The organism is Bacillus sp. 103mf, from assembly GCF_900116295.1.
GTDB lineage: Bacteria > Bacillota > Bacilli > Bacillales > Bacillaceae_G > Bacillus_A > Bacillus_A bruguierae.
Genome location: NZ_FPAF01000003.1, coordinates 78363 through 99509 on the forward strand (window position 1 = coordinate 78363; position 21147 = coordinate 99509).

At 33.3% G+C, this 21147-nt stretch carries 20 protein-coding genes; 16 read left to right on the forward strand and 4 right to left on the reverse strand.

Features of this window, described 5'->3' with window-relative positions; genetic code table 11:
- Positions 1-233 precede the first annotated feature (233 nt).
- Complete coding sequence (locus BM350_RS09950) at positions 234-671, reverse strand: Lrp/AsnC family transcriptional regulator (protein WP_090948235.1); 438 nt, start codon at positions 669-671, stop codon at positions 234-236.
- A gap of 142 nt (positions 672-813) precedes the next feature.
- On the opposite strand from BM350_RS09950, the gene BM350_RS09955 reads away from it, so the two are divergent.
- The 12 genes from BM350_RS09955 (at position 814) to BM350_RS10010 (ending at position 11179) form a co-directional block, all read left to right on the forward strand.
- Entirely contained in the window at positions 814-1395 is a 582-nt protein-coding gene (locus BM350_RS09955) for a DJ-1/PfpI family protein (protein WP_090948237.1), read from the forward strand.
- A gap of 701 nt (positions 1396-2096) precedes the next feature.
- Positions 2097-2282: a hypothetical protein gene (locus BM350_RS09960; protein ID WP_090912416.1), complete on the forward strand. Its 186-nt coding sequence runs from the start codon at positions 2097-2099 to the stop codon at positions 2280-2282.
- Positions 2283-2321: 39 nt separating this feature from the next.
- On the forward strand, positions 2322-2999 hold the full coding sequence (locus BM350_RS09965) for a hypothetical protein (RefSeq protein WP_090912414.1): 678 nt from the start codon (positions 2322-2324) through the stop codon (positions 2997-2999).
- Positions 3000-3128: 129 nt separating this feature from the next.
- A complete protein-coding gene (locus BM350_RS09970; protein WP_090912412.1) occupies positions 3129-3332 on the forward strand; it encodes a helix-turn-helix domain-containing protein in 204 nt (67 codons plus the stop codon).
- Between the two features lie 81 nt (positions 3333-3413).
- Positions 3414-3653: a hypothetical protein gene (locus tag BM350_RS09975; RefSeq protein ID WP_090912410.1), complete on the forward strand. Its 240-nt coding sequence runs from the start codon at positions 3414-3416 to the stop codon at positions 3651-3653.
- 23 nt (positions 3654-3676) lie between these two features.
- Positions 3677-3901, forward strand: coding sequence for a hypothetical protein (locus tag BM350_RS09980; RefSeq protein WP_090912408.1), 225 nt, complete (start codon positions 3677-3679; stop codon positions 3899-3901).
- Between the two features lie 38 nt (positions 3902-3939).
- Positions 3940-4188 carry a DUF2187 family protein gene (locus BM350_RS09985; RefSeq protein ID WP_090912406.1) on the forward strand — a complete coding sequence of 83 codons (249 nt, stop codon included), beginning with the start codon at positions 3940-3942 and terminating at the stop codon, positions 4186-4188.
- A 763-nt stretch (positions 4189-4951) separates the two neighbouring features.
- Positions 4952-5674, forward strand: coding sequence for a CRISPR-associated endoribonuclease Cas6 (gene cas6, locus BM350_RS09990; protein ID WP_244547968.1), 723 nt, complete (start codon positions 4952-4954; stop codon positions 5672-5674).
- On the forward strand, positions 5671-7374 hold the full coding sequence (cas8a1, locus tag BM350_RS09995) for a type I-B CRISPR-associated protein Cas8b1/Cst1 (protein WP_090912402.1): 1704 nt from the start codon (positions 5671-5673) through the stop codon (positions 7372-7374). Before cas6 ends, cas8a1 begins: the two co-directional genes overlap by 4 nt.
- A complete protein-coding gene (cas7i, locus tag BM350_RS10000; protein ID WP_090912400.1) occupies positions 7374-8291 on the forward strand; it encodes a type I-B CRISPR-associated protein Cas7/Cst2/DevR in 918 nt (305 codons plus the stop codon). Before cas8a1 ends, cas7i begins: the two co-directional genes overlap by 1 nt.
- Positions 8281-8952 carry a type I-B CRISPR-associated protein Cas5b gene (gene cas5b, locus BM350_RS10005; RefSeq protein ID WP_090912398.1) on the forward strand — a complete coding sequence of 224 codons (672 nt, stop codon included), beginning with the start codon at positions 8281-8283 and terminating at the stop codon, positions 8950-8952. The genes cas7i and cas5b overlap by 11 nt, the downstream gene beginning before the upstream one ends.
- 31 nt (positions 8953-8983) lie before the next feature.
- Positions 8984-11179, forward strand: coding sequence for a CRISPR-associated helicase/endonuclease Cas3 (locus BM350_RS10010; protein ID WP_090912396.1), 2196 nt, complete (start codon positions 8984-8986; stop codon positions 11177-11179).
- 1106 nt (positions 11180-12285) lie between these two features.
- Here BM350_RS10010 and BM350_RS10015 read toward each other — a convergent pair.
- Both BM350_RS10015 and BM350_RS10020 read right to left on the reverse strand, forming a co-directional pair.
- Positions 12286-12714 carry a hypothetical protein gene (locus tag BM350_RS10015; protein ID WP_090912394.1) on the reverse strand — a complete coding sequence of 143 codons (429 nt, stop codon included), beginning with the start codon at positions 12712-12714 and terminating at the stop codon, positions 12286-12288.
- A gap of 23 nt (positions 12715-12737) precedes the next feature.
- Positions 12738-13037 carry a YolD-like family protein gene (locus tag BM350_RS10020; RefSeq protein WP_280141371.1) on the reverse strand — a complete coding sequence of 100 codons (300 nt, stop codon included), beginning with the start codon at positions 13035-13037 and terminating at the stop codon, positions 12738-12740.
- A 308-nt stretch (positions 13038-13345) separates the two neighbouring features.
- Between BM350_RS10020 and BM350_RS10025 the strand changes: the two genes are divergently transcribed.
- The 3 genes from BM350_RS10025 (at position 13346) to BM350_RS10035 (ending at position 15492) form a co-directional block, all read left to right on the forward strand.
- Positions 13346-14209 carry a helix-turn-helix domain-containing protein gene (locus BM350_RS10025; RefSeq protein WP_090912390.1) on the forward strand — a complete coding sequence of 288 codons (864 nt, stop codon included), beginning with the start codon at positions 13346-13348 and terminating at the stop codon, positions 14207-14209.
- A 53-nt stretch (positions 14210-14262) separates the two neighbouring features.
- On the forward strand, positions 14263-14640 hold the full coding sequence (locus BM350_RS10030; RefSeq protein WP_090912388.1) for a VOC family protein: 378 nt from the start codon (positions 14263-14265) through the stop codon (positions 14638-14640).
- Positions 14641-14937: 297 nt separating this feature from the next.
- Positions 14938-15492 carry a recombinase family protein gene (locus tag BM350_RS10035; RefSeq protein ID WP_090912386.1) on the forward strand — a complete coding sequence of 185 codons (555 nt, stop codon included), beginning with the start codon at positions 14938-14940 and terminating at the stop codon, positions 15490-15492.
- Between the two features lie 146 nt (positions 15493-15638).
- On the opposite strand, the gene BM350_RS10040 is transcribed toward BM350_RS10035, so the two are convergent.
- Entirely contained in the window at positions 15639-16805 is a 1167-nt protein-coding gene (locus BM350_RS10040; RefSeq protein ID WP_090912384.1) for a DUF418 domain-containing protein, read from the reverse strand.
- A 679-nt stretch (positions 16806-17484) separates the two neighbouring features.
- Here BM350_RS10040 and BM350_RS10050 point away from each other — a divergent pair.
- The gene (locus BM350_RS10050) at positions 17485-21144 is read left to right on the forward strand and encodes a dynamin family protein (protein ID WP_090912382.1); all 3660 of its coding nucleotides are present in this window, start codon (positions 17485-17487) and stop codon (positions 21142-21144) included.
- Positions 21145-21147: the final 3 nt, after the last annotated feature.

Consider the following 21147-nt stretch of genomic DNA (forward strand, 5'->3'; position numbering starts at 1 on the left):
TCCTCCTCATTTTATAAATAAAATGTGCAACATTATAGATAGGTTGTTGGTTTTAAAAAACCTATATAGGGGTACAGACCCATTGCTATCAAGCTAATAAAGATGGATTACCCCAAAACGATAAAAACGATTAGAGACCCTGATTTTTTTATACAAGTCAGAAAAATCAGGGCTATTTTTAAAGAATTAAGGATTATTGAATAAGCAATAGTTAATTGATTATGCTAGTATTTTTATTCTTCACTAATAAAGGGAGCAATTATTTTTTTTTCATAAGAAGATAACACGATATTCGTTGATGGCGTACCATATTGCATTGAATTATCAATAAATTGTTCTAAACTTTCTACAGAATACGTTGCTAATTTGACAATATAGCTAATTTCCCCTGCTACTCTGTAACACTCAAGTACATCTGGATGATTATAACAAAAGTTAGCTAATGATTTACAATCCTTTGATTTAAACAATATAAGTGCAGAAATTGGACGATTCATTTTTTTTAGAGAAACATGTGCATGGTAACCTTTAATAATTTGTTGCTCCTCTAACTTCCGTACTCGCTCAGTTACTGACGGAGAAGATAAGTGAACGGCTTCTGCTAAATCCTTCATTGAAATTTTTGCATTTGACTGTAATAATCCCACGATTTTTTCATCAATTTGATCCATAAATCATCCAACCTTTTTTTATAAAAAAGAATAACCTAAATTCTTAATATAATAAAGCCAAACAATCGAATATCCTTATTAAAGCCATTTATTAGCCTTCTATATTTGTATAAAATGAGGATATCGGGAGGCGATTTGCGATATGAAAAAGGTTTTATTATTATTAGCTGACGGATTTGAAGCAGTAGAAGCTAGTGTATTTACAGATGTACTAGGTTGGAATAAATGGGAGGGAGATGGATCAACCGAGGTCGTAACAGTTGGTCTTCGGAATAAATTAACCTGTACTTGGAATTTTACTGTCATACCCGAAAAAACGGTTGATGATATTCAATTAGATGAGTTTGATGCACTAGCTATTCCAGGAGGGTTTGAAGAAGCTGGTTTTTATCGGGATGCATACAGTAGAGAATTCTTAAATGTTATTCAACATTTTTATGCCAAGCAAAAGCCTATTGCCAGTATCTGTGTTGCATCATTAGCGCTTGGTAAAAGCGGAATTCTTACAGATAAAAAAGCCACCACATACAGTCATCCAACGAGTAAACGAAAAGAGCAGTTGAAAAATTTCGGTGCAATAGTACAAAACAATTTAATTGTTCAGGATGGAAATATTATTACATCTTCAAATCCAGGTACAGCTTTTGATGTTGCATTTTTATTACTTGAAAAACTAACATCTAAAACGAACGCTAAACATGTAAAGGATCTTATGGGATTTTAGGCATGGAACTTTAACATAGGGGTGCTTTAATGGCATAAGGGCCACAGAAGTGAACAATTTTTTTTATAAACACGGGGTACCGCCACATCACTATCAAGTTAATAAAACAAAATCTCCCTAAAATGAAAAAATACGCTATTCTTTCTGTAGAATCATAAGAAAGGATAGCGTATTTTAGGCATATAGGAGGTACATATGGAAATTAGCTTGATAGCGATGGGGTAGCACCACATGCCCATCAACTTAAGAACAATAAACGCCCCAAAACGAAAAAATGAGCTGATTTCACAAAGTAACCACCTGTAGAGAAAGAAAATTTTCGTTTAGGGGGTATTTCAAAACCTTAGCTTGATGGCGATGTGGTGCTACCCCCTAATGACATTGGTGGAAATGTTATAAAGAGGAATAATACTACATATTCTGATGCTTATGATGTGAATTTTGAATGTAAGAAAGATAGCCTTTTTTATTAATAAAATGAGGATAATATAAACCTAGACCTGTGACATATCTGCCTTTGTAGGTGATTGTTGGGTCTATTTTTTATTTTTCTTAAAATGAATTTAAACTTCACGTCACTGTTGTTTCCTCTACTCCTTAAGGATTTCAGCCGAGATGAAAAATTTACAGTATTTTAGTTTGAATATTCCAAAAAATAAAATAAATATGGTAAAATAAGTATATAAAAAGGAGGTGTTTATATGTTTGGAAATACAAGAAATGAAATTCAAAATTATCTAATTAAAGAGGGATATGACATTAAAGAATTTTTAAATAAAAATGGAGACTGGTATTACTTTAAGGTAGAAACTCATTGGTCAGGGGTTCATACAATAAAGGTAAAAGAGGGATTTTTTGGATATACAAAAGAAAAGGTTAGCATTTAATAAAGATTATAACTTTAAAGGGAATAGGAAGGGAAATGGATGCTTAATAAACCAATAGAGTTTGTAAAAGTAATTCGCTTTGATAATAAAGGTTTTTTCACAAAGCCATACAACTCTTCTTACTTTCATCATGCATTCGCATTTCTTGATGTGGAAATCACAACGTTGACTAATAATAATCAAATTTTAGACAATGAAAATATGATTATAGAACCTCACTTTGATGACCCTAGCTCATCCGGTTGTTTTGCTTTTTTAAATGAATATAATTCTAAGTTATTCCAAGAAAATCGTCCCATGTATTTTCGATCAGAAGATAAGAGGAATACAATGTACTTAAATACAGAAGAAATAATTTGGGTTAGAAATGTAGACCATAGGAATCAACCCTTCTATACTCAATACAATAAGAATTATGTTCATGATGGAAAAAACTATGAATTTTTAGAGTATATAGACATGGTTGATGTAAAATTAAATTGGGTTAGAATGTCCGTAAAACTTGCACTAGAGCGAACAAGGTTATATAAAGAAAATTTCCCTTCTCAAGAAGGGATTCCAGAAAAGATTACGGAATTTTATCTAACAGAGCAACAAGTAAATCGATTAATTAGTCCGTTCCATATGTATAAACAGCAATTTAAAAAAATGTGTCTACATTTATTTAAGACAAAAAACTTAAAAGAACACTCTAATCAAGACCACACTATACGATAAAACCTAATTAAATTAGGTTTTTTATTTTGTCGAAAAGAATTCAGATAATTTTATCCATTTGTCTTGCAAACAAGACAAATGGAGATTATAATTAAGTTATGAAATATAAAGGGGGATTGTTAACAACTAATGGATGAAAAAAATAATGGAAAATCGAGAACTCCTCTATTTTCCGTTTACACAACAAGAGAAGCTGAACAATTATGGGGACTTGCGGAAAACACTGTTAATAAATGGTGTAATCGTGGAAAGTTCCATGAAAACGAAGCAAGAAAAAGCGGTAAAGTATGGTTAGTCACATGCGAAGGAATGGAAAGATTGACCCGTAAGTAAATTAGAAAAGTCCTCTCTCGCCGTCCAAAGCTAAAAAGAGGACTTCACCAAATATTGTGAAAAAGAAAGGTTGATTTCAGAATGGCAAATAGCTATCTAAAAACACCTAACAGCAAGTACATTTTACCACATACATTAAAAAAAGAAAATTCTATAAATGGTATGAAAAGGACTGTAAATAAGCGATATCAAGTTGTTTGTGAATGGTTAGGAATTGAGGATTGTGTTGTTTCACAAATTTGGTTTTTTGGAACATTTGGACTTTCTATCATCATGATGATTGCTACATATTTAATCGCTGGATCTCTATACGGATTTTAATCAAATTTGGAGGAGGAACAGATATGATAGCAACAAAACCAAAACGTGGTGAATTTTACATTTATAGAGAAGATGGTCGGGTGTATCAAATCCTAGGGTATGCGAAAATGTTCGAGCAAGATGAACAAGACATTATAATTCTGAAACGTATGAAAGATCGAGTGACTATTACACTAAGTTCTGATCTTTTCATTCTCTATATCACCGCTGATAAGTTCATAAAAGATAAAGTACACTCAATGGTTTAAAAGTTAGTCTATAACATTTTAAATTTGGAGGTTATTGTATGAAAAAAGCTATTTCAGTTCCAACTATTAAAATTGGTGACTACGTACAATTTCCACATCGTAAGAATCCTTCATTAAAATTAACTGGTTATGTAGTTAATATTCTAACTAATACAATTATCGTAGATATTTCAGAAATGTTTCAAACTAAAAAATATAAAGAGATGGATACTCGTCATGTTGTAAAGCATGGTTCCTATAAAAAAGTTCGTGTTCAAAAGGAATATAGGAGTGTGTATCATTATTAACTTGATGGTGGTGTGGTAATACCCCATATAGTTCAAATAAAACCGGAATTTATCAAGGTAATATGCAAATGTACCACGCATTTACATCCCACATAGTTCAAATAAAACCTATGACACTAAGTTTCTAAGATACATGTAAGCTCTATTTATATCCCACATAGTTCAGATAAAATATATAATTCTGTTGATGAGTTAATTATCTTTAATAGATTTATATCCCATATGGTTTAGATAAAACTTGGGCTGCCAGACCAAGAAGTGGAAGGGTTGTGGAGCTTTATATCCCATGTAGTTCAGATAAAACCCCGGCTTGTTCCATTGCAACGCAAACTTCTGTGATCCTTATATCCCATAAAGTTCAGATAAAACATATTCACCATTTAGCTTTGCCTCTTGCTTATCAGTCTTTATATCCCATATAGTTCAGATAAAACCCTATCTATATACAGGGGATACACCTTATGATAGCAACATGTTACTACGTGTAGCAACTATCATTTTGCAGTGAATCATCGATCATGTTTTTGGATTCTCTAAAAAAACACTTACAGACCTTATCATAGTAAGGGTTTCTGCATGTTTAACAAAAACGAGGTTCACTGCAAAATTACAGAGGTACCGCATGATTTTTATCTTTACTATATGGGATCAAGAAAAAATCTCTCTTTGCACAGAAAGTTTTTTCCATTTATTTCTACATATTTATTGTATCTTAATTTTTGCATGCATTATAATAATTCTATATTAAAGATTAAGGAGGAAAATGATGAGGTTGAAAGTAAGCTTGACTTGCAAAGTAATTCCTCTCTCGTATCGTTTTATGTTTGTGAGTTTTATCAAAGAAGCTCTAAAAACATCAAACGTAGTATACGCAGAGAACCTATATATCTTTGAGAATAAATCGAATAAAAAAAGCAAGAATTTTACGTTTTCCGTTTATCTTAAAGACTATGTTTTAGAAAATGATGAATTCCTCCTTCAGAATGGATTGGACTGGATTATTAGTTCACCTGATCCTGAATTCATTTCTTATTTAGTAGATGGTTTAAACGAAATTAAAGAATTTCAGTACAAAGGATACAAACTACAGAAGAAGAACATATCTATACTACCGGAAGTCAAAGTGAAAAGTGATACGGTAGTATTCCGCACCCTTTCCCCTATTTTTATTAAAGACCGAGATGGGAAACATCTTGCTCCAACAGAAGAAGGTTATGAAGAGAGTTTCAATTATATTTGTGATATGACTTTGCGTAATTATCATGGAGAAGGCTTAAAAAAACCTTTACAATTTATACCTATGAATTTAACAAAACAAGTTGTAAAAGAAAAATTTGATAATCCCCCCAATCACCAGCACTTTGAAGCTTATAAAGGAACATTCTTGTTAAAAGGAGACCAAGAAGACTTAGAAATCCTTCGTCAAATTGGTACATCCTTCAAAAAGTCACAAGGGTACGGCTGCGTGTCCGTGGAGTACCAATGATTCGGTTATATTTAGAAGATTGGGCTACGAACACTGGTATCTTGGGGTTTTATCGTATTTTAGAGCATGCTGAAACAGATTTATTTGAAATTGAAGAGACATATATAGACTTTGATTCAAAATTGCTTCAAGACTTTCCGGAATGGTTTTTCAATTATGCTTTTGATATGTTTTCTGTTGCAAATGAAAAAGAAGATAAGATGAATGCTTTTCTAACATACGCTACATCCAATTTTAAACGTTCTAAAGACTCTATCTTTACTGATATTAAAGGTACGGAAAATAAGTTGAATAAGCGTTTGCCGATTGAAGGTGGAACCTTAAAAGAGCTGTTTAGCAGAAAAAAAGATGTATCCACCATTGAAGAATTAAAAACAATCACCAAAGATTACCTGAAGTTGTTAAAGCAAGAGCAAGTAAATGAGATTTTAACATTAAATATGATTCGTTCTTATTTAACTGAACTTCATGGACAACCAAGTTTTTTACAGAGAAGACAGAGTACCTTAAATCGAATTGAACATATTGGATTTTTGACAGAAGGCTTCATTCAACCTATTTTACTAGAACAAGAAATTCTTACTATTCTTCGTTCTTCTGATAGTCCTAACGAAGCAATAGAAGGACTAAAGAAAGCAATACAACAATCAAGTAATGTAGCTTTTAAAAAATTATCCAAAAAAATAATTACGAAACTAAAAGATGATGAGTTGCTTTATTGTCCTGTTATTGAGGGACAACTTGCTCTTACAGATTACACGGAAGCAGTCTTCTATCCAAATTCAGTGAGCATTGGTAATGCAACTAATTACACTTGGAATAACCAAGCGTCTTTTCCTATCTCCAATCTGTATCGATTAATTATGTTTTGTTCCGTTTTTGGCCTCCACAGAGAGCAAATAAAAAAAGAGGTAACTTATTCTTTTATTCAAACTGATGAAGACTTCGATGCACTAGCAGAAGTAAATGATTTATTTGTCATCAATAAAAAACAAAACAACCCTTTTGAAGTGTTTTTATACGACACCTTAAAAGAAGCCAAGGATAAAGCAAATTGGATTTCTAAAAATATGCTAATTGTTGAATTCCAAAATAAAGGAAAGAAAACGACTCTTACACATAATTTTTTATCAGAATATGCCATTCAATACATTCAAGAGCGTGGAGGAAAAGAGCTCGATCATATTAAATATCCATCGTTTCGAAACATAATCCTACGTAAATTATTAAATGGAGAGCATTTTTTTCGTGATATCACTAACCAATTGAGGAAAAACGTAAATAACAATTATTCCAGTTACGATACGTATACAGCCACTTTGGCTATGTTTCATTTAAATAGAATAAAGGAGTGTTACGGCATGTCTAATGAAACACGAGAAGCGCAATATGAATCTATGCAAAAGAGAATCCAGTATGCGCTAATGGATGGACGCGAAGTACGTAGAAGACTGACTGAACGTGGAATGGAGAATAAGGTTCCAGGCATTACTTACCGTCTGTTAAATGCCTTAACTACCAATAACCGTCAACAGTTCTTTGAAACATTATTCCGCACCTTTTTATTAGTGGAAAAGAACACTTCTATGTATGTGGATGCTACAAGGGAACATAGTAATGAATTTGAAGGTATTGCGAGTGCTTTACTATCCGGATTAAATGACAAACCCTATAAAAAAGAAGGGGAGGAAACAAACTAATGGCTGGATTAACATTAACGATCGTATTTCAAGGAGATTCATTAAATTATGGAGAAGGAATTGGTAATATCTCCGAATTAAAGAAATTTAATCGTGGAAATGGTGATGTTCATACATTTGCTTCACGGCAAGCTATTCGATACGATATGGTTCGTTTAGGAGCTGAGCGTTATGGTTGGAACTTAGATACAGTTGGCCGTGACAAAGGTGAAGGGGAAGGAAAAAGCAAAAGCGTAGTTCAATATTCTCCTAGTGCTACCATTCGAGAGTCAGAAGAAATGGATTTATTTGGTTACATGAAAACTGTAAAGAAGGAGATGGGGAACAAACGCCCAGCTAGCGTTCGTTTGTCTCATGCCGTTTCTCTTGAACCGTACCGAGGAGACTTAGAATTTTTAACAAATTCAGGACATGCGTCACGTATCAATGAAAACCCAAATATCGCAACATCTGAGCGGCATACAAGCTTATATTCTTATACCATTACTATTGATTTAGATAGAATTGGTGTAGATGGAGAAATTGAATTACCACGTGAAGAAAAGGCAAGACGTATCAAAGAATTCCTAGAAATTGCATTTTTCTTAAATCGTAATATCCGCGGGCGACAAGAAGACTTATCCCCTTTGTTTGTAATTGGAGGTCTGTATGCTATTAATCAACCATATTTCTTAGGACGTACACAATTAGTTCCGACAAAACGTGAATACCGTTTAAATTCTATTATGCTGCAAGAAATTTTAGAACGTCGCAGTATGGGACGGACTGTACAAGAACAAACGCATGTCGGTCTGTTATCTGGCGTTTTCGTGAATGAAGGGGAGTTGCGAAATCTTATTTCAAGCGATTCAACCCATACAATTCAAGGTATGTTAGATTACCTATTACAACAAGTGGAGAATTATTATGTCGGCTAATACAGCGTTACGGGTAAAGTTGTACCAACAAACCGCTTGTTACAAGAAACCAATGGCACAAAAAGCAAAGGAAACCTATCCTCTTCCACCGTATAGTACAGTGAAAGGGTTCCTTCACTACGTGTTAGGTGCAAATGAATTAATTCCAATGGAAATTAGCATCCAAGGTACCCACGAAGGAAAGCTGTTTGATCTGCAAACACATTATTTTTACAAGTCGAATGAAATTACAACCATGCCCACACATGTTCATATGTTGAAAGAAATCTCCCTTATTTTCCATGTACGTGCCGAACAAGGTGTATTGGAACAATTACAAATAGCATTAGAAAATATCAATGAGGCACCAAGCCTTGGTCGATATGAAGATTTAGCGGTCATTGAAGACGTGAAATTGGTAACGTTGAACGAAAGACATACAAAAGAAATCATTACACTAAAAAATGATTTCTATATACCACGTCATTGCATCGCTGATCACCTTGATTATATGAATTATAAGGGGATTTCATATCGTTTAAATACGGTATATCAAGTGAAACAAGGAATTCGTACTTGGGAGACGGTTCAAACGCAGTTCTTCCGTAAAGGAGAAGGTTTAAATTCACCTCAGTATATGGAAGATGAAGATAGTTATATTGTATTTTTCCATGCCTTATGAGTAGGCATGGATTTTTTCAGGAGGAAAAAACATGGAAGATTTCATTTACGCAAAGTGGGATCGGCAAACAGGAAAATTTGAAACATTACAAGAACACACAGGACGAGTATTAGAGAATTTATCTTTACTAAAACACTCGTATGGATTTCTGTTGTCAGAAGAGATTTGGCAACTTGCACAAGTAGCTGCCCAATACCATGATGCGGGAAAGATTTATGAGGGATTTCAACAATTTATTAAACTTAATATGGGGTTATCTCCTTTAACAAAGCAAGAAATTGAAAAAAAACATCCTAATGTTCCTCATGCTTTTATTTCCTTACTTTGTGTTCCATTCTTAGAATTACATTATTCCCAAAGTACAGAACGGGTTGTAAAAGAGGCCATTGCACATCATCATGTACGAAACGTAATGTTTGATGCCCAAATACTAAATACAGTTTTATCAGATTTAAAAGGGAAAATAGACCGTTTGGAGCAAGAATTGTGTTGTTCTGTTAATAAAGATCTTGATACTACAACAATAGGTTGGAAGCCAATTAAGAAAAAGGATAAAGAATATCCTCTTCTTGTGCTTGTAAAGGGACTTTTAAATCGTGTAGATCATACGGCTTCTGCAGGAGAACTTGTGGAATATCATGCAGACAAAGGGGTTGGGACTTATGTCGATGAATTCCTAAAAAAGAATGATCATAAACCACGCAATCTACAACTCTTTTCTTACGAAAATCGAAACAAGAATATTGTGGCTGTTGCACAAACTGGTATGGGAAAAACAGAAGCTTCTTTATTTTGGATTGATGAAGCGAAAGGTTTTATTACACTCCCTATCCGTGTAAGTTTAAATGCCTTGTATGAGCGTATAACAAATGGAATGGGATATGTAGATGAAGAGGGGCAAGCAATTGCTGGATTGCTACACAGTGGTAGTGTGGATTTTCTACAGACATTAAACAATGATTACGAAACCAATGAGCTTATCTATGAACAGTCTCGTTTATTGAGTAAAAAGTTAACATTTAGCACAATTGATCAAATTTTGAAGTTTCCATTTTTATTTCGAGGATATGAGAAATACTTGGCCACAATGGCGTATTCTAAGATAGTTTTAGATGAAATACAGGGTTATTCTCCGAAAATCTTAGCTGTTTTACTCAAAGCATTGGAAATGATTCACCAGATAGGCGGCAAATTTATGATTATGACCGCTACACTTCCTACTGTTTTTATGGAAACAATGGAGAAACGAGGCAAAATCAAGGTTAGTGATTTTGTAAAAGAGGAATTCTATAATGACTTAATTCGTCACCGTATATCTATACGTAAAACAAAGATCGATGAGGACTTAGAACATATTCGTGAAGTTGGACGAAATAAACGTGTATTAATTATTGCCAATACCGTAAAAGAGGCAAAACGTATATATGGGTTGTTTCATAATGAACATGTAAGGTTGTTGCACACGCAATTTATTCAAAAGGATCGTGCCGTTTTAGAAGAAGAAATTAAGAAATTTGCACCTAATGATAAAAATCGCGAAGAACAAAGTGGGATTTGGATTGCCACACAGCTTGTAGAAGCTTCATTAGATATTGATTTTGATTTGTTATTTACTGAAATTTCTACATTAGATAGCTTATTTCAGCGTTTAGGTCGTTGTTATCGTGGAAGGGCCTATGAGGGTACAGAACCTAATGTCTTTGTTTATACAGAAGCACAAGGGGTAGGGAACGTTTATGATGAGGATATTGTTGATAACAGTTTAAAACTCTTAGAACCCTTTAATGGACAAAAACTACATGAAAAAACGAAAATGGAGCTTGTCGAAACATTATATAAAACAGAAAATCTAAGCAAAAAATACTTAGATGAATTCTATCAAGCTTTAAAAGTACTAGATAAACTTCTACTAAATGATATGGGAAATACAAAAGCACAAAGGTTGTTGCGTGATATTGATAATTATCAAGTTATTCCCTGTTCTGTATATACAGAGAATCGTGCGCTATTTACTACATTTAAACAGGAAAAAGATCCAAATCAGCGAAAATTATTACGAATACAAATCGAAAAGCTTACAACTTCGATTTCTATACAACAAGTTCAACAAAACAGGATAGAAACGAAGGAAATTGATATTTCTGGACTTCAATACATTCGTATTTTACATTGCAAGTACGATTTTGATAAAGAAAAGATAACAGGAACAGGAATTGTATTTCCGTAATTTTGCAGTGAACCTCGTTTTTGTTAAACATGCAGAAACCCTTACTATGATAAGGTCTGTAAGTGTTTTTTTAGAGAATCCAAAAACATGATCGATGATTCACTGCAAAATGATAGTTGCTACACGTAGTAACATGTTGCTATCATAAGGTGTATCCCCTGTATATAGATAGGGTTTTATTTGAACTATGTGGGATGTAAATAACATACTGATTACTCCCGAAACCTGGTTCTTTCTTAGTTTTATTTGAACTATGTGGGATATAAATGGTTGTGCTTCACTTGGATCAATTGGTACAGTTAACGTTTTATTTGAACTACATGGGATATAAATGTTTGCCCTGCGAACATGACAGATAAGCTCTCAAATGTTTTATTTGAACTATGTGGGATGTAAATCTCGATAGTACTAGTTGGCAGTGTGTTGGCTGGTACGGTTTTATCTGAACTATTTGGGATATAAAGAAAACATATTTATAACCTTTATACTTGATTGCTTCTGCGTTTTATCTGAACTGTGTGGGATATAAAGTTCTTAATACCCCAACGATCCAATTCAACTACATAATAGTTTTATTTGAACTATGCGGGATATAAAGATGTAATTAAAGAAATGCCCTTCTAATGCCCATTTCTGTTTTATTTGAACTATATGAGATATAAAGAGTGTTATGGCTGAGGTGTCTTTAGGAAAATGTTTCGTTTTATCTGAACTATTTGGGATATAAAGGATCTTGTTGCTTCGCTCCCAATATTATGTTTAGCCAGTTTTATTTGAACTACATGGGATATAAATCTAGAAGTCACAAATTTTAAGAAACTGGAGTTCTTTGTTTTATTTTAGCTATGTGGGATATAAATTCCGTTTACATCTTGACTATACATAACAACTACTTAAGTTTTATCTGAACGATATGGGAATTTGTCAAAAGAAATGAACGGAACAAAAAACATGAAGAGAGTTTAGTTAACTATCCAGAGTGGGATATGCTCGATAGTTAAAACCGAATCCAACCATTGAAATAGAGTCCTATATTAGGACTCTATTTCAATAGCAAATTCATTTGTTATTTATTGAAAAATCCTTAATTTTAAATACAGTCTTTTTTAAGCACTTGTGAACCAATATACAGCAAAATAAATTTCTTCTGTTTCCATAACAAAAAACACATCGTTCCATTCTGGTTCATAAGCATAAGCAAATCTGATTCCATCACTAGGAAATTCAATAGGTTTGATAAAAGGAGCATATCTGTTTCTCACTGTTATAAATTCTTCTTTGGATATCACCTTTAATTCTTTTTGTTCTTCCCTAATTTTTTCTTCGTACTCCCACATAGTCATTTCTTTAACATTTTTCCCTTTATACCAAAACCAATGTCTATTTCTCCCTTCAATGAATTTACATTGTACAGCAAACTCCTCCAAGGTTTTGATACTGGCGTATTCATCTTTTCTTTTGGTATGTTCAAAAACACATATTCTCTCTTCACATCCGCCCATTAATTCATCATCTTCAAATACAAAATATTTCACATTTACCATCCCCTATTGTTCATTTACATATATTTTATATCTGTAATATACCTGATATTTATGTATGTTACCTTATTATCTCTATTGATAATTCTTAACTCATTTCGAGATGTATCATAATAATGGATATAACCCGTTTCCAAATGGATTCTGTTCTGTTTATGATATGAAATACCTACTTCAAGATTTTCAGACATCGCCTCACATACAACGTCATTTATAGCTTCTAATTGCTGTTCATCTAAAATCGGCATTAGAACATGATTTTGTTTTTCATACAATTCATTTAACCCTTCAAATTGCTCTTTTAGGGGTCCCGCCAACCCAATGACATAAAACCCACGTTAAGACATTTTTTGGAATTCAAAGCCTTGATTTAGGTACGCTAAGGGTTGTAACTAAAATGAATATTTTTGCTATAGACAGGAATATTAGAGTGAGTACCAGCGAAGCTGTCACCATTTGCAATAAGGATACGTTAAGATTACAATAAGTTGTTTAAGTTTAACACTTACAATACGCATATCCACCGTACTGTTTTGGATTGATAATATATATGTTCATACTTAGATTCCATTATTATGTATAATAAAGTTAAAAAAATAATGACGCCACTTATGGAGAGTGTATTATGTCAAAAAATGATTCTACCAATTTCGTTTTACATGCAAAAAGTGACCAATTTTACTGGGAAGGAATTGGCCAACTGTCCATAAAAACATTTTCAAATGGTAAAGCCCATTATAAGACTAATAAAGGCATGTTTGCTGTTGAAGAAAGTAGATACCTACTCCTTAATAAAGGTTCATACACAATTTCAATTGATGAAACGAAGGATGTGGAATCTTTTTGTATTTTCTTTAAAGATGGGTTTGAAGCCGAAGTCTTTAATTCATTAAAAGAAACAAATGATAATCTTCTAAACGATCCATTTATGGATACGAGTTCTATTGTTTTTTTTGATAAAACCTATCATAAAAATAATACTTTATCTTTTCAACTTGAAACTTTCAAACATATTTTACCTAGTCTCGAAATTAATTCTGTTGGTTATGAGGAACACTTTCATAAGTTAATGCAATATATTTTGAATGAACATTTTAATACATACAAGGAAGTTGAATCTTTAAGTGCAATACGGACTTCTACACGTGAAGAATTATATAGAAGGATATGTATAGCACATGATTACATAAGAGCTTATTATGACAAAACCATTAAATTAAATGACATTGCACGGATTTCTTGTCTATCTCCAAATCATTTATTAAGAACATACACACAAATATATGGTAAAACTCCTCATCAGCATATTTCAGAGTTTAGAGTAACAAAAGCAAAACAACTATTATCAGAATTAAGTAATAATATGACCGATATAACCTTTAAACTTGGATTTCAAAATCCTGTATCCTTTAGCAAAATGTTTAAGCAACATGTTGGCATATCTCCTAAAGAATATCGAAAAAAGGTGATATTGGATAAGAAAAATTAGGTGAAATAATTTATCCTTTTAATAATAAGATATTTTGAAGGGAGCAAATTTTTATGGAAACTAATATAATCCAAAAAATTGGACAAATTGGAGTACCTGTAAAAGATTTAAATAGAGCACTAGATTTTTATAAAGAAAAATTAGGTCTCTCGCTTTTGTTTAACACTAATAGTATGGCATTCTTTGAATGCAACGGATTGCGTCTCATGTTAACACTTCCAGAAAAAGAGGAATTCGCTCTTTCAAGTTCAGTAATTTATTTTGAAGTAAATAATATTAAAGATACTTATGAACGCTTATTAGGTAAAGAAGTTACTTTTATCGACGAACCACATGTTGTAGCTAAAATGGGACAAACAGAAACATGGATGGTATTTTTTAAGGATACCGAAGACAATACTCATGCATTGCTGAGTGAAGTGCAAGTTTAAGAAAAATAAAAGGAGACCGTCTAAATAATCCGAATGGTCTCCTTCATTTTATGTTAGCCTATGTAGTACTTCATAATCTAGAGTTAGTTTTTAACTTTACTACTTTTTTATAGAGTAGTATTTTTTATGATATCACCGTAACAAAAACGACCATTTTTGTTACAGTAGTTTGTATCAAGATATGAAGTCAAGTAAACTAGCAATCCAGACGTAACAAAAATATGTAACAAAATTATTTGTAACAATATATATTAAAAGACACTTTTGATACAATAAAAATAAAAAAGGAAGAATTACATGAAATTTGGATATATGCGAGTGTCTACGATTGATCAAAATTTAGATCGCCAAGAACAACAATTAAAAGAGGCCGGTTGTGAACGTATTTTTTTTGAAAAAATAACAGGATTTAAACGAAACCGCCCTGAGCTGAATCGTATGTTAGAATTTCTACGCCAAGGAGATACAGTAGTAGTAACAGATTTGACTCGTCTTTCTCGTTCTACAAAAGATTTAATTGAAATTGCCGAACTCATTTCTCAAAAAGGAGCAAACTTAAAAAGTCTAAAAGAAGCTTGGCTTGATACAACAACAGCACATGGAAAAATACTCTTTACTGTTTTTGCAGGGATTGCTCAATTTGAAAGAGATTTAACCTCTGAACGAACAAAAGAAGGAATCATAGCAGCCAAGAAACGTGGGAAACATCCTGGAAGACCCAAAACTGATGAGGAAAAGGTAAATTATGCTTTATATCTTATAGATCAAGGGATGAATCGTACGGATGCTGCAGAAAAAGCTGGTATCTCTCGCATGACGCTGTATCGTAAAATACAACAAAAAGATAATTAGCAATATAAATGAATGGGGCAGAGTGGAAATAGTATATCATTATTTGCTACTTTGCCCCTGGTTACAGCAACGCTGGTACTGGGCCTAAAAGAAGAGCAGATTTCAATACAAAGTACTGTTTCTGAAGCGTAAGAGAAAGCAGTGTCTCAAGATGAGATACTGCTTTGTTTTTTTAGCGGCATGCTTTTTCCATATGTGCCAAGGCGCCAAATATATTCAAGCGGTCCGTATTGATAACGAGAGAGCCACCAGCGGCTGATAAAGATTTGAATGATATAGAAGCCAATACAAAAAAGTGTACCGCCCCATAGTGGGAATATGATATTTGCTTTAAATAGTAATCCAAATACGAATAATGTTACGACCGTTTGCGAGATATAGTTCGTTAATGCCATACGGCCAACATATTGGAAAGGACGGAATACCTTTTGCCATTTCGCATGCTGCAAGAGACGCATAAGTGTAAAAATATAGAAAATGAATAGAGTCTTTCCACTTAGTGTAATAAAGGCGATCATTGTAAACGGTACGTATGGATCGTTTATAGTAAAATAGGTAATAATAATTCCCCATGTTGGCAAGGTAGAAAGGAAGGTAATGATTTGCCATTTTTTTAGCTTTGTATCAATCTCGTTTACGCGGCGGAACATTTCTTTTTTTCCGGCATACAGACCGAGTAAAAAGAGACCAACTGTTTCTGGTAGCATGATAAGAGATGAGCTAATTGCTTCTGAATAAAAAGCAGTAAAGCGATCTTGAACTTGCAAGCTCCAATCTAACAATGGAACGACAGGAGTAGAAAAAGCGTTAGGTGTTTCGTGGGGAATGAGCAGCATTATTAAATTCATAAACAACACAAAAAGTTCCCAAACACTTAACAAAATAAGTGACCAAATTAATAAGGTTTTTGGTTGTCTTTTATAAAATAAAAGAAGTAGGAACCCACCTATTGCATAATCATGTAAAATATCACCGTCCCAAAGTAGTACATAATGTAAAAATCCGAATAAGAATAAAATAAGTAGTCTCCGTATAAACAATAATTTTGGATGAGGTGTCTTTTTTTCTGCGCGCTCCATAAAAATATAAAAACCAAGACCAAATAAAAAGGAAAAAATTGTGTAAAATTTTGTTTGGACAAACAGATCATAAAATAAGCGAATGTAACGATCGAACCCTTCATAATCACTCGTTAAATCTCGGGATTCAACTCCAGCTAATACGGGCCAATTTACAAGGAAAATACCAAAGATGGCAATCCCTCGTATAATATCAATAGAATGAATTCTTTCGTTTTGTGAAATACTGTTCATACTTCATCTCCTTATATATATTTCTTTAAGTATAATACAGTATGAATTATAAGGTAAATATATCCATTTTAATTTTCAGCATACAAGTCGCTGCTATGCAGGATACAGCATGACCGTTACTTGCTTACTCCTTTTGTTTTAAACTTTGCATGTGGTAGGAAAAGGTCCTGACCGTTTCTATGCGCGACCAGATGCTCTCGTTCTCCTAAAAAGAAAAGGGGGTTTTATATCGTTTTTTAACTTGTATATATGCATTTCCAAATTTTTTAACTGTTAACAATTCGCCTGTGAGTTATAATAAGAATGCACAACAATTTACGACTTCCTTTAAAACAGGCAGAATGAAAGCTCTCCAAAAGGGAGCTTTTCTTTTTGAATTATATATTGATAATCATTCTCTTTAATGATACAATATGTTTAAAATTGATAATCGTTATCAAAAATAAGGTGTGATAAATATGGTATATGCATTTTTGGGCGGAACAATTGTTTTATATGCAGTTGTAACAAAGCATGTGTTACATCGAGTAGGAGCAACTAAATAATGAACTATACTACATAGAAATCCTTTTCGTTCCACAGAGAATGAAAAGGATTTTTTTATTTTTTTACTGTGAAGATGCTGAAAATTTAGTAATATAAAAGATGGATACATCATGGAATAAAGGGGTACGAGGGGATGACAAACACAGTGCAAACAAACAGTTTACAAAAGCTCGTTTGTTTTTATGAAGAATGGCAGAAAAAAGGCGATATAGAACATAGTGAGAAGTTGCTTGAAGTTGTACGGAAATATAAAGAAGAGAAGCTTATGATTGCATTTTGCGGTCATTTCTCTGCTGGAAAATCAACAATGATGAACTATTTATATAAAGATCAATTGTTGCCAACAAGTCCGATTCCAACGAGCGCGAATGTTGTAAAGATAGAAAAAGGACCGAATCGAGTTGTTGTTATTTTAAAATCAGGGCAAAAATACGAGTATGACGGTATGTATACAGCAGAAGAGTTAAAAGAGCTTTGCAAAAATGGTGATGAAGTAATCGGTATTCATATTTATCGCACGGATGCACCGCTTCCAGAAGATGTTGTTCTTGTTGATACGCCTGGCATCGATTCAACTGATGATGCGCATCAACTTGCAACAGAATCTACGTTGCATCTTGCTGATGTTATTTTTTATATGATGGATTATAATCATGTGCAATCGGAAGTGAATTTACAGTTTGTTAAAGAGTTAAAACAGCGTAACAAAACCGTTTACCTTGTTGTGAATCAAATTGATAAACATAAAGAAAATGAATTGTCTTTCGAGACATATCAAAAAAGCGTAGCGCAATCATTTTTTAATTGGAATATAGAAGTTGATGGTATATTTTATACGTCTTTACGTATGCCGAATCATTCACATAACGAATTAGGGCAGTTAGAGCAACGACTTTCCTCGATAGTAAAGGAAAAAAATGTGTATGTGAAAAGAGGGATGGAGAGAGAAGTATCTTATTTGTTACAAGAACATTTCTCATTTTTACTTTCACAATATGAAAAACAATTGGAACCGTTTCAACAAGAGTTAGCATCGATGTTATCACTTCAAGATGTAACGGTGATTTTAGAACAGCTTGCAGAAAAAGAAAAACATATTACAAATACAGAAGCGGAAATGAAAGAGGAGTTTTTTAGTGGTCTGCAAAATATTTTAGACAATGCATATTTAATGCCGTTTGAAATACGTGATTTAGCAAATCAATATTTAGAAACGAAGCTCACTAAATTTAAAGTTGGTTTACTGTTTTCGAAAGGAAAAACAGAGCAAGAAAAACAGCGTCGTTTAGAAGTGTTTTATGAGTCACTAAAGAAAATAGTAGAGACGCAGCTTGATTTTCATATGAAAGAGTACGTTGTATCTTTTTTAAAGCAAGAAGAGCTATTCACAGAAGAACTTGGAAAAGTAATATATGACATAAATGCGGACTTTGGTCGGGCATTACTGGAAGCAACTATTAAACAAGGAGCTGGATTTACTGGAGATTATTTGCTTCATTATACAGCAGATGTCGCAAATGAACTGAAGAAATGTTATCGCCTCGCAGCACAGAATATACTTGAAAAAAGTTTGCCACTCTTGCAAAGTAAAGTGCAAGTAGACATGCAACGTATACGAGAAGAAATAGCACAATATGAAGCTGAAAAAGAGGCTAAGGAAATAAAGTTACAGTGCATGCAAGAGTATGATCACTATGAAAAATATTTACAAGATATATGGCACGATCGTTTTTCTGTTCCGCAAAGTATTGATATAGAGGAAGTTTTACAGCAAACAAAGAAAGTAACAAACGAAAAATTTCAAATACAAACGCAAATGGAAAAAGAGGATGAACTTACTTATAACGAGTCAGAAGCAGTTTCGAAAACAAAACTTAATATCACTCGTATTATGGAGCATGTTAAGGATGCAGAACGTGTTTTGCAGAAACTTCCAGCTCTTAAACATGTACAACAAGAGATTATGGAGAAAAGGGAACGTGTGGAAGCGAAACAGTTTACAGTGGCGCTATTTGGCGCGTTTAGTGCTGGGAAATCTTCTTTTGCTAACGCGTTATTAGGAGAAAAGGTATTACCGGTATCACCTAATCCTACAACAGCAACGATTAATCAAATTTTACCAGTAACAGACGAAAAACCTCATGGTACGGTAATTGTACAGTTTAAATCAGAAACGGCACTCTTTGAAGATTTAAAGGCTGTTTATAAATTATTTTATCGTGATATTACCTCCCTAGAAGAAGCGCTACTGCAAATTGATGATGTACTGCAATATCCAGAACCAAGCGGTAGACAAAAAACAACGTTTAGTTTTTTACGCGCTGTGCAGCATGGATATACGGAAGTAAAGCATCGGTTAGGAGAACAATCTCGTGTAACGTTATCTGAATTCGCTGATTATGTTGCCAATGAAGAAAAGTCCTGTTTTGTAGAGTATATGGAGCTTTATTATGATTGTGAATTGACAAGACAGGGGATTGCGCTTGTAGACACGCCAGGAGCAGATTCTATTAACGCGCGTCATACAGACGTAGCGTTCCAATATATCAAGAATGCAGATGCAATTTTATTTGTAACGTATTATAACCACGTATTTTCACGAGCTGACCGAGAATTTTTAATTCAACTTGGACGTGTAAAAGATACGTTTGCACTTGATAAAATGTTCTTCTTAATTAATGCGGCGGATTTAGCGCAATCAGAAGAAGAATTACAAACAGTAAAGGGTTATATTAGCGATCAACTGCTGCAGTATGGAATTCGTAATCCACGGTTGTTCGCAATATCTAGTTTATTTGCATTGGAAGAAAAGCAAGGAAAAGATATTTCGAAAGAAGCGTATGGCATTTTACAACAATCTGGTCTTGCACAATTTGAACAAGCTTTCACTTCGTTTATTATGAGAGATTTAATGCTTGTATCAGTTCATTCTTTATACGGAGCACTTCAAAACAGTTATAAGCTTCTTGCAAATATGATTGAAAGTGCAATGCAAGGGAATGAAGAAAAAGAACAAAAACGACAAAAATATGAAGCAGAACGTGAAGAACTGCTTCATAGGATCTCTTCGCACAGCGTTATAACAGAAGAAAAGGCATTGGAAAATGAAGTGAAAGAACTTTTATATTATGTAAAGCAACGTTTATTTTTACGATACAATGATGTGTTTACAGAATTTATTAATCCAGCTTCTTTGCGAACACAAGGGAATGTGAAAGAAAAATTACAAGAGTGCATGATGGAGTTAATAGCTTTCTTACAACATGACTTATTGCAAGAAATGCGTGCAACTTCACTGCGTCTTGAAAAATGGATAAATGAAACGATGAGACATGTGCAAGAAGGCGTAGCAGAGCAATGTGTTACAAGGAATGAACAGCTCGTAATCCATACAGATGTAACATATGATTATCGCGTTCTTATGAATGAAAATCCATTTCCAACTATAGAAGCAACACAATTTAAAAAAGCATTATCTCATTTTAAAAGCGAGAAAAATTTCTTTGAGAAAAATGATAAAGCATTGATGCAAGAAGAAATGAAGCAAACGTTAGAACCGTTTGTAGCGGATTACGTAACAGAAGAACAACGCTTATTTGTTAACCATTATAAACAAGAATGGCTTCATAGATGGGAACTTGTGAAAACAACTATGATGCAAGATATAGCACAATACTATGAAAGTTTATTATTTGCTTTATTGGAAACGATTGATGTTTCTGTATACGAACAGCGAAAAGAAGAATTAGGAAAGCAGTTACTAAAAATAGAACATGAAGTAGAAGGATTATAAGGA

What these genes read in the sequence shown, in the direction of transcription:
- BM350_RS09950 (WP_090948235.1), bottom strand. Translation starts at nt 671, where the DNA reads ATGGATCAAATTGATGAAAAAATCGTGGGATTATTACAGTCAAATGCA.
- BM350_RS09955 (WP_090948237.1), top strand. Translation starts at nt 814, where the DNA reads ATGAAAAAGGTTTTATTATTATTAGCTGACGGATTTGAAGCAGTAGAA.
- BM350_RS09960 (WP_090912416.1), top strand. Translation starts at nt 2,097, where the DNA reads ATGTTTGGAAATACAAGAAATGAAATTCAAAATTATCTAATTAAAGAG.
- BM350_RS09965 (WP_090912414.1), top strand. Translation starts at nt 2,322, where the DNA reads ATGCTTAATAAACCAATAGAGTTTGTAAAAGTAATTCGCTTTGATAAT.
- BM350_RS09970 (WP_090912412.1), top strand. Translation starts at nt 3,129, where the DNA reads ATGGATGAAAAAAATAATGGAAAATCGAGAACTCCTCTATTTTCCGTT.
- BM350_RS09975 (WP_090912410.1), top strand. Translation starts at nt 3,414, where the DNA reads ATGGCAAATAGCTATCTAAAAACACCTAACAGCAAGTACATTTTACCA.
- BM350_RS09980 (WP_090912408.1), top strand. Translation starts at nt 3,677, where the DNA reads ATGATAGCAACAAAACCAAAACGTGGTGAATTTTACATTTATAGAGAA.
- BM350_RS09985 (WP_090912406.1), top strand. Translation starts at nt 3,940, where the DNA reads ATGAAAAAAGCTATTTCAGTTCCAACTATTAAAATTGGTGACTACGTA.
- cas6 (WP_244547968.1), top strand. Translation starts at nt 4,952, where the DNA reads ATGATGAGGTTGAAAGTAAGCTTGACTTGCAAAGTAATTCCTCTCTCG.
- cas8a1 (WP_090912402.1), top strand. Translation starts at nt 5,671, where the DNA reads ATGATTCGGTTATATTTAGAAGATTGGGCTACGAACACTGGTATCTTG.
- cas7i (WP_090912400.1), top strand. Translation starts at nt 7,374, where the DNA reads ATGGCTGGATTAACATTAACGATCGTATTTCAAGGAGATTCATTAAAT.
- cas5b (WP_090912398.1), top strand. Translation starts at nt 8,281, where the DNA reads ATGTCGGCTAATACAGCGTTACGGGTAAAGTTGTACCAACAAACCGCT.
- BM350_RS10010 (WP_090912396.1), top strand. Translation starts at nt 8,984, where the DNA reads ATGGAAGATTTCATTTACGCAAAGTGGGATCGGCAAACAGGAAAATTT.
- BM350_RS10025 (WP_090912390.1), top strand. Translation starts at nt 13,346, where the DNA reads ATGTCAAAAAATGATTCTACCAATTTCGTTTTACATGCAAAAAGTGAC.
- BM350_RS10030 (WP_090912388.1), top strand. Translation starts at nt 14,263, where the DNA reads ATGGAAACTAATATAATCCAAAAAATTGGACAAATTGGAGTACCTGTA.
- BM350_RS10035 (WP_090912386.1), top strand. Translation starts at nt 14,938, where the DNA reads ATGAAATTTGGATATATGCGAGTGTCTACGATTGATCAAAATTTAGAT.
- BM350_RS10040 (WP_090912384.1), bottom strand. Translation starts at nt 16,805, where the DNA reads ATGAACAGTATTTCACAAAACGAAAGAATTCATTCTATTGATATTATA.
- BM350_RS10050 (WP_090912382.1), top strand. Translation starts at nt 17,485, where the DNA reads ATGACAAACACAGTGCAAACAAACAGTTTACAAAAGCTCGTTTGTTTT.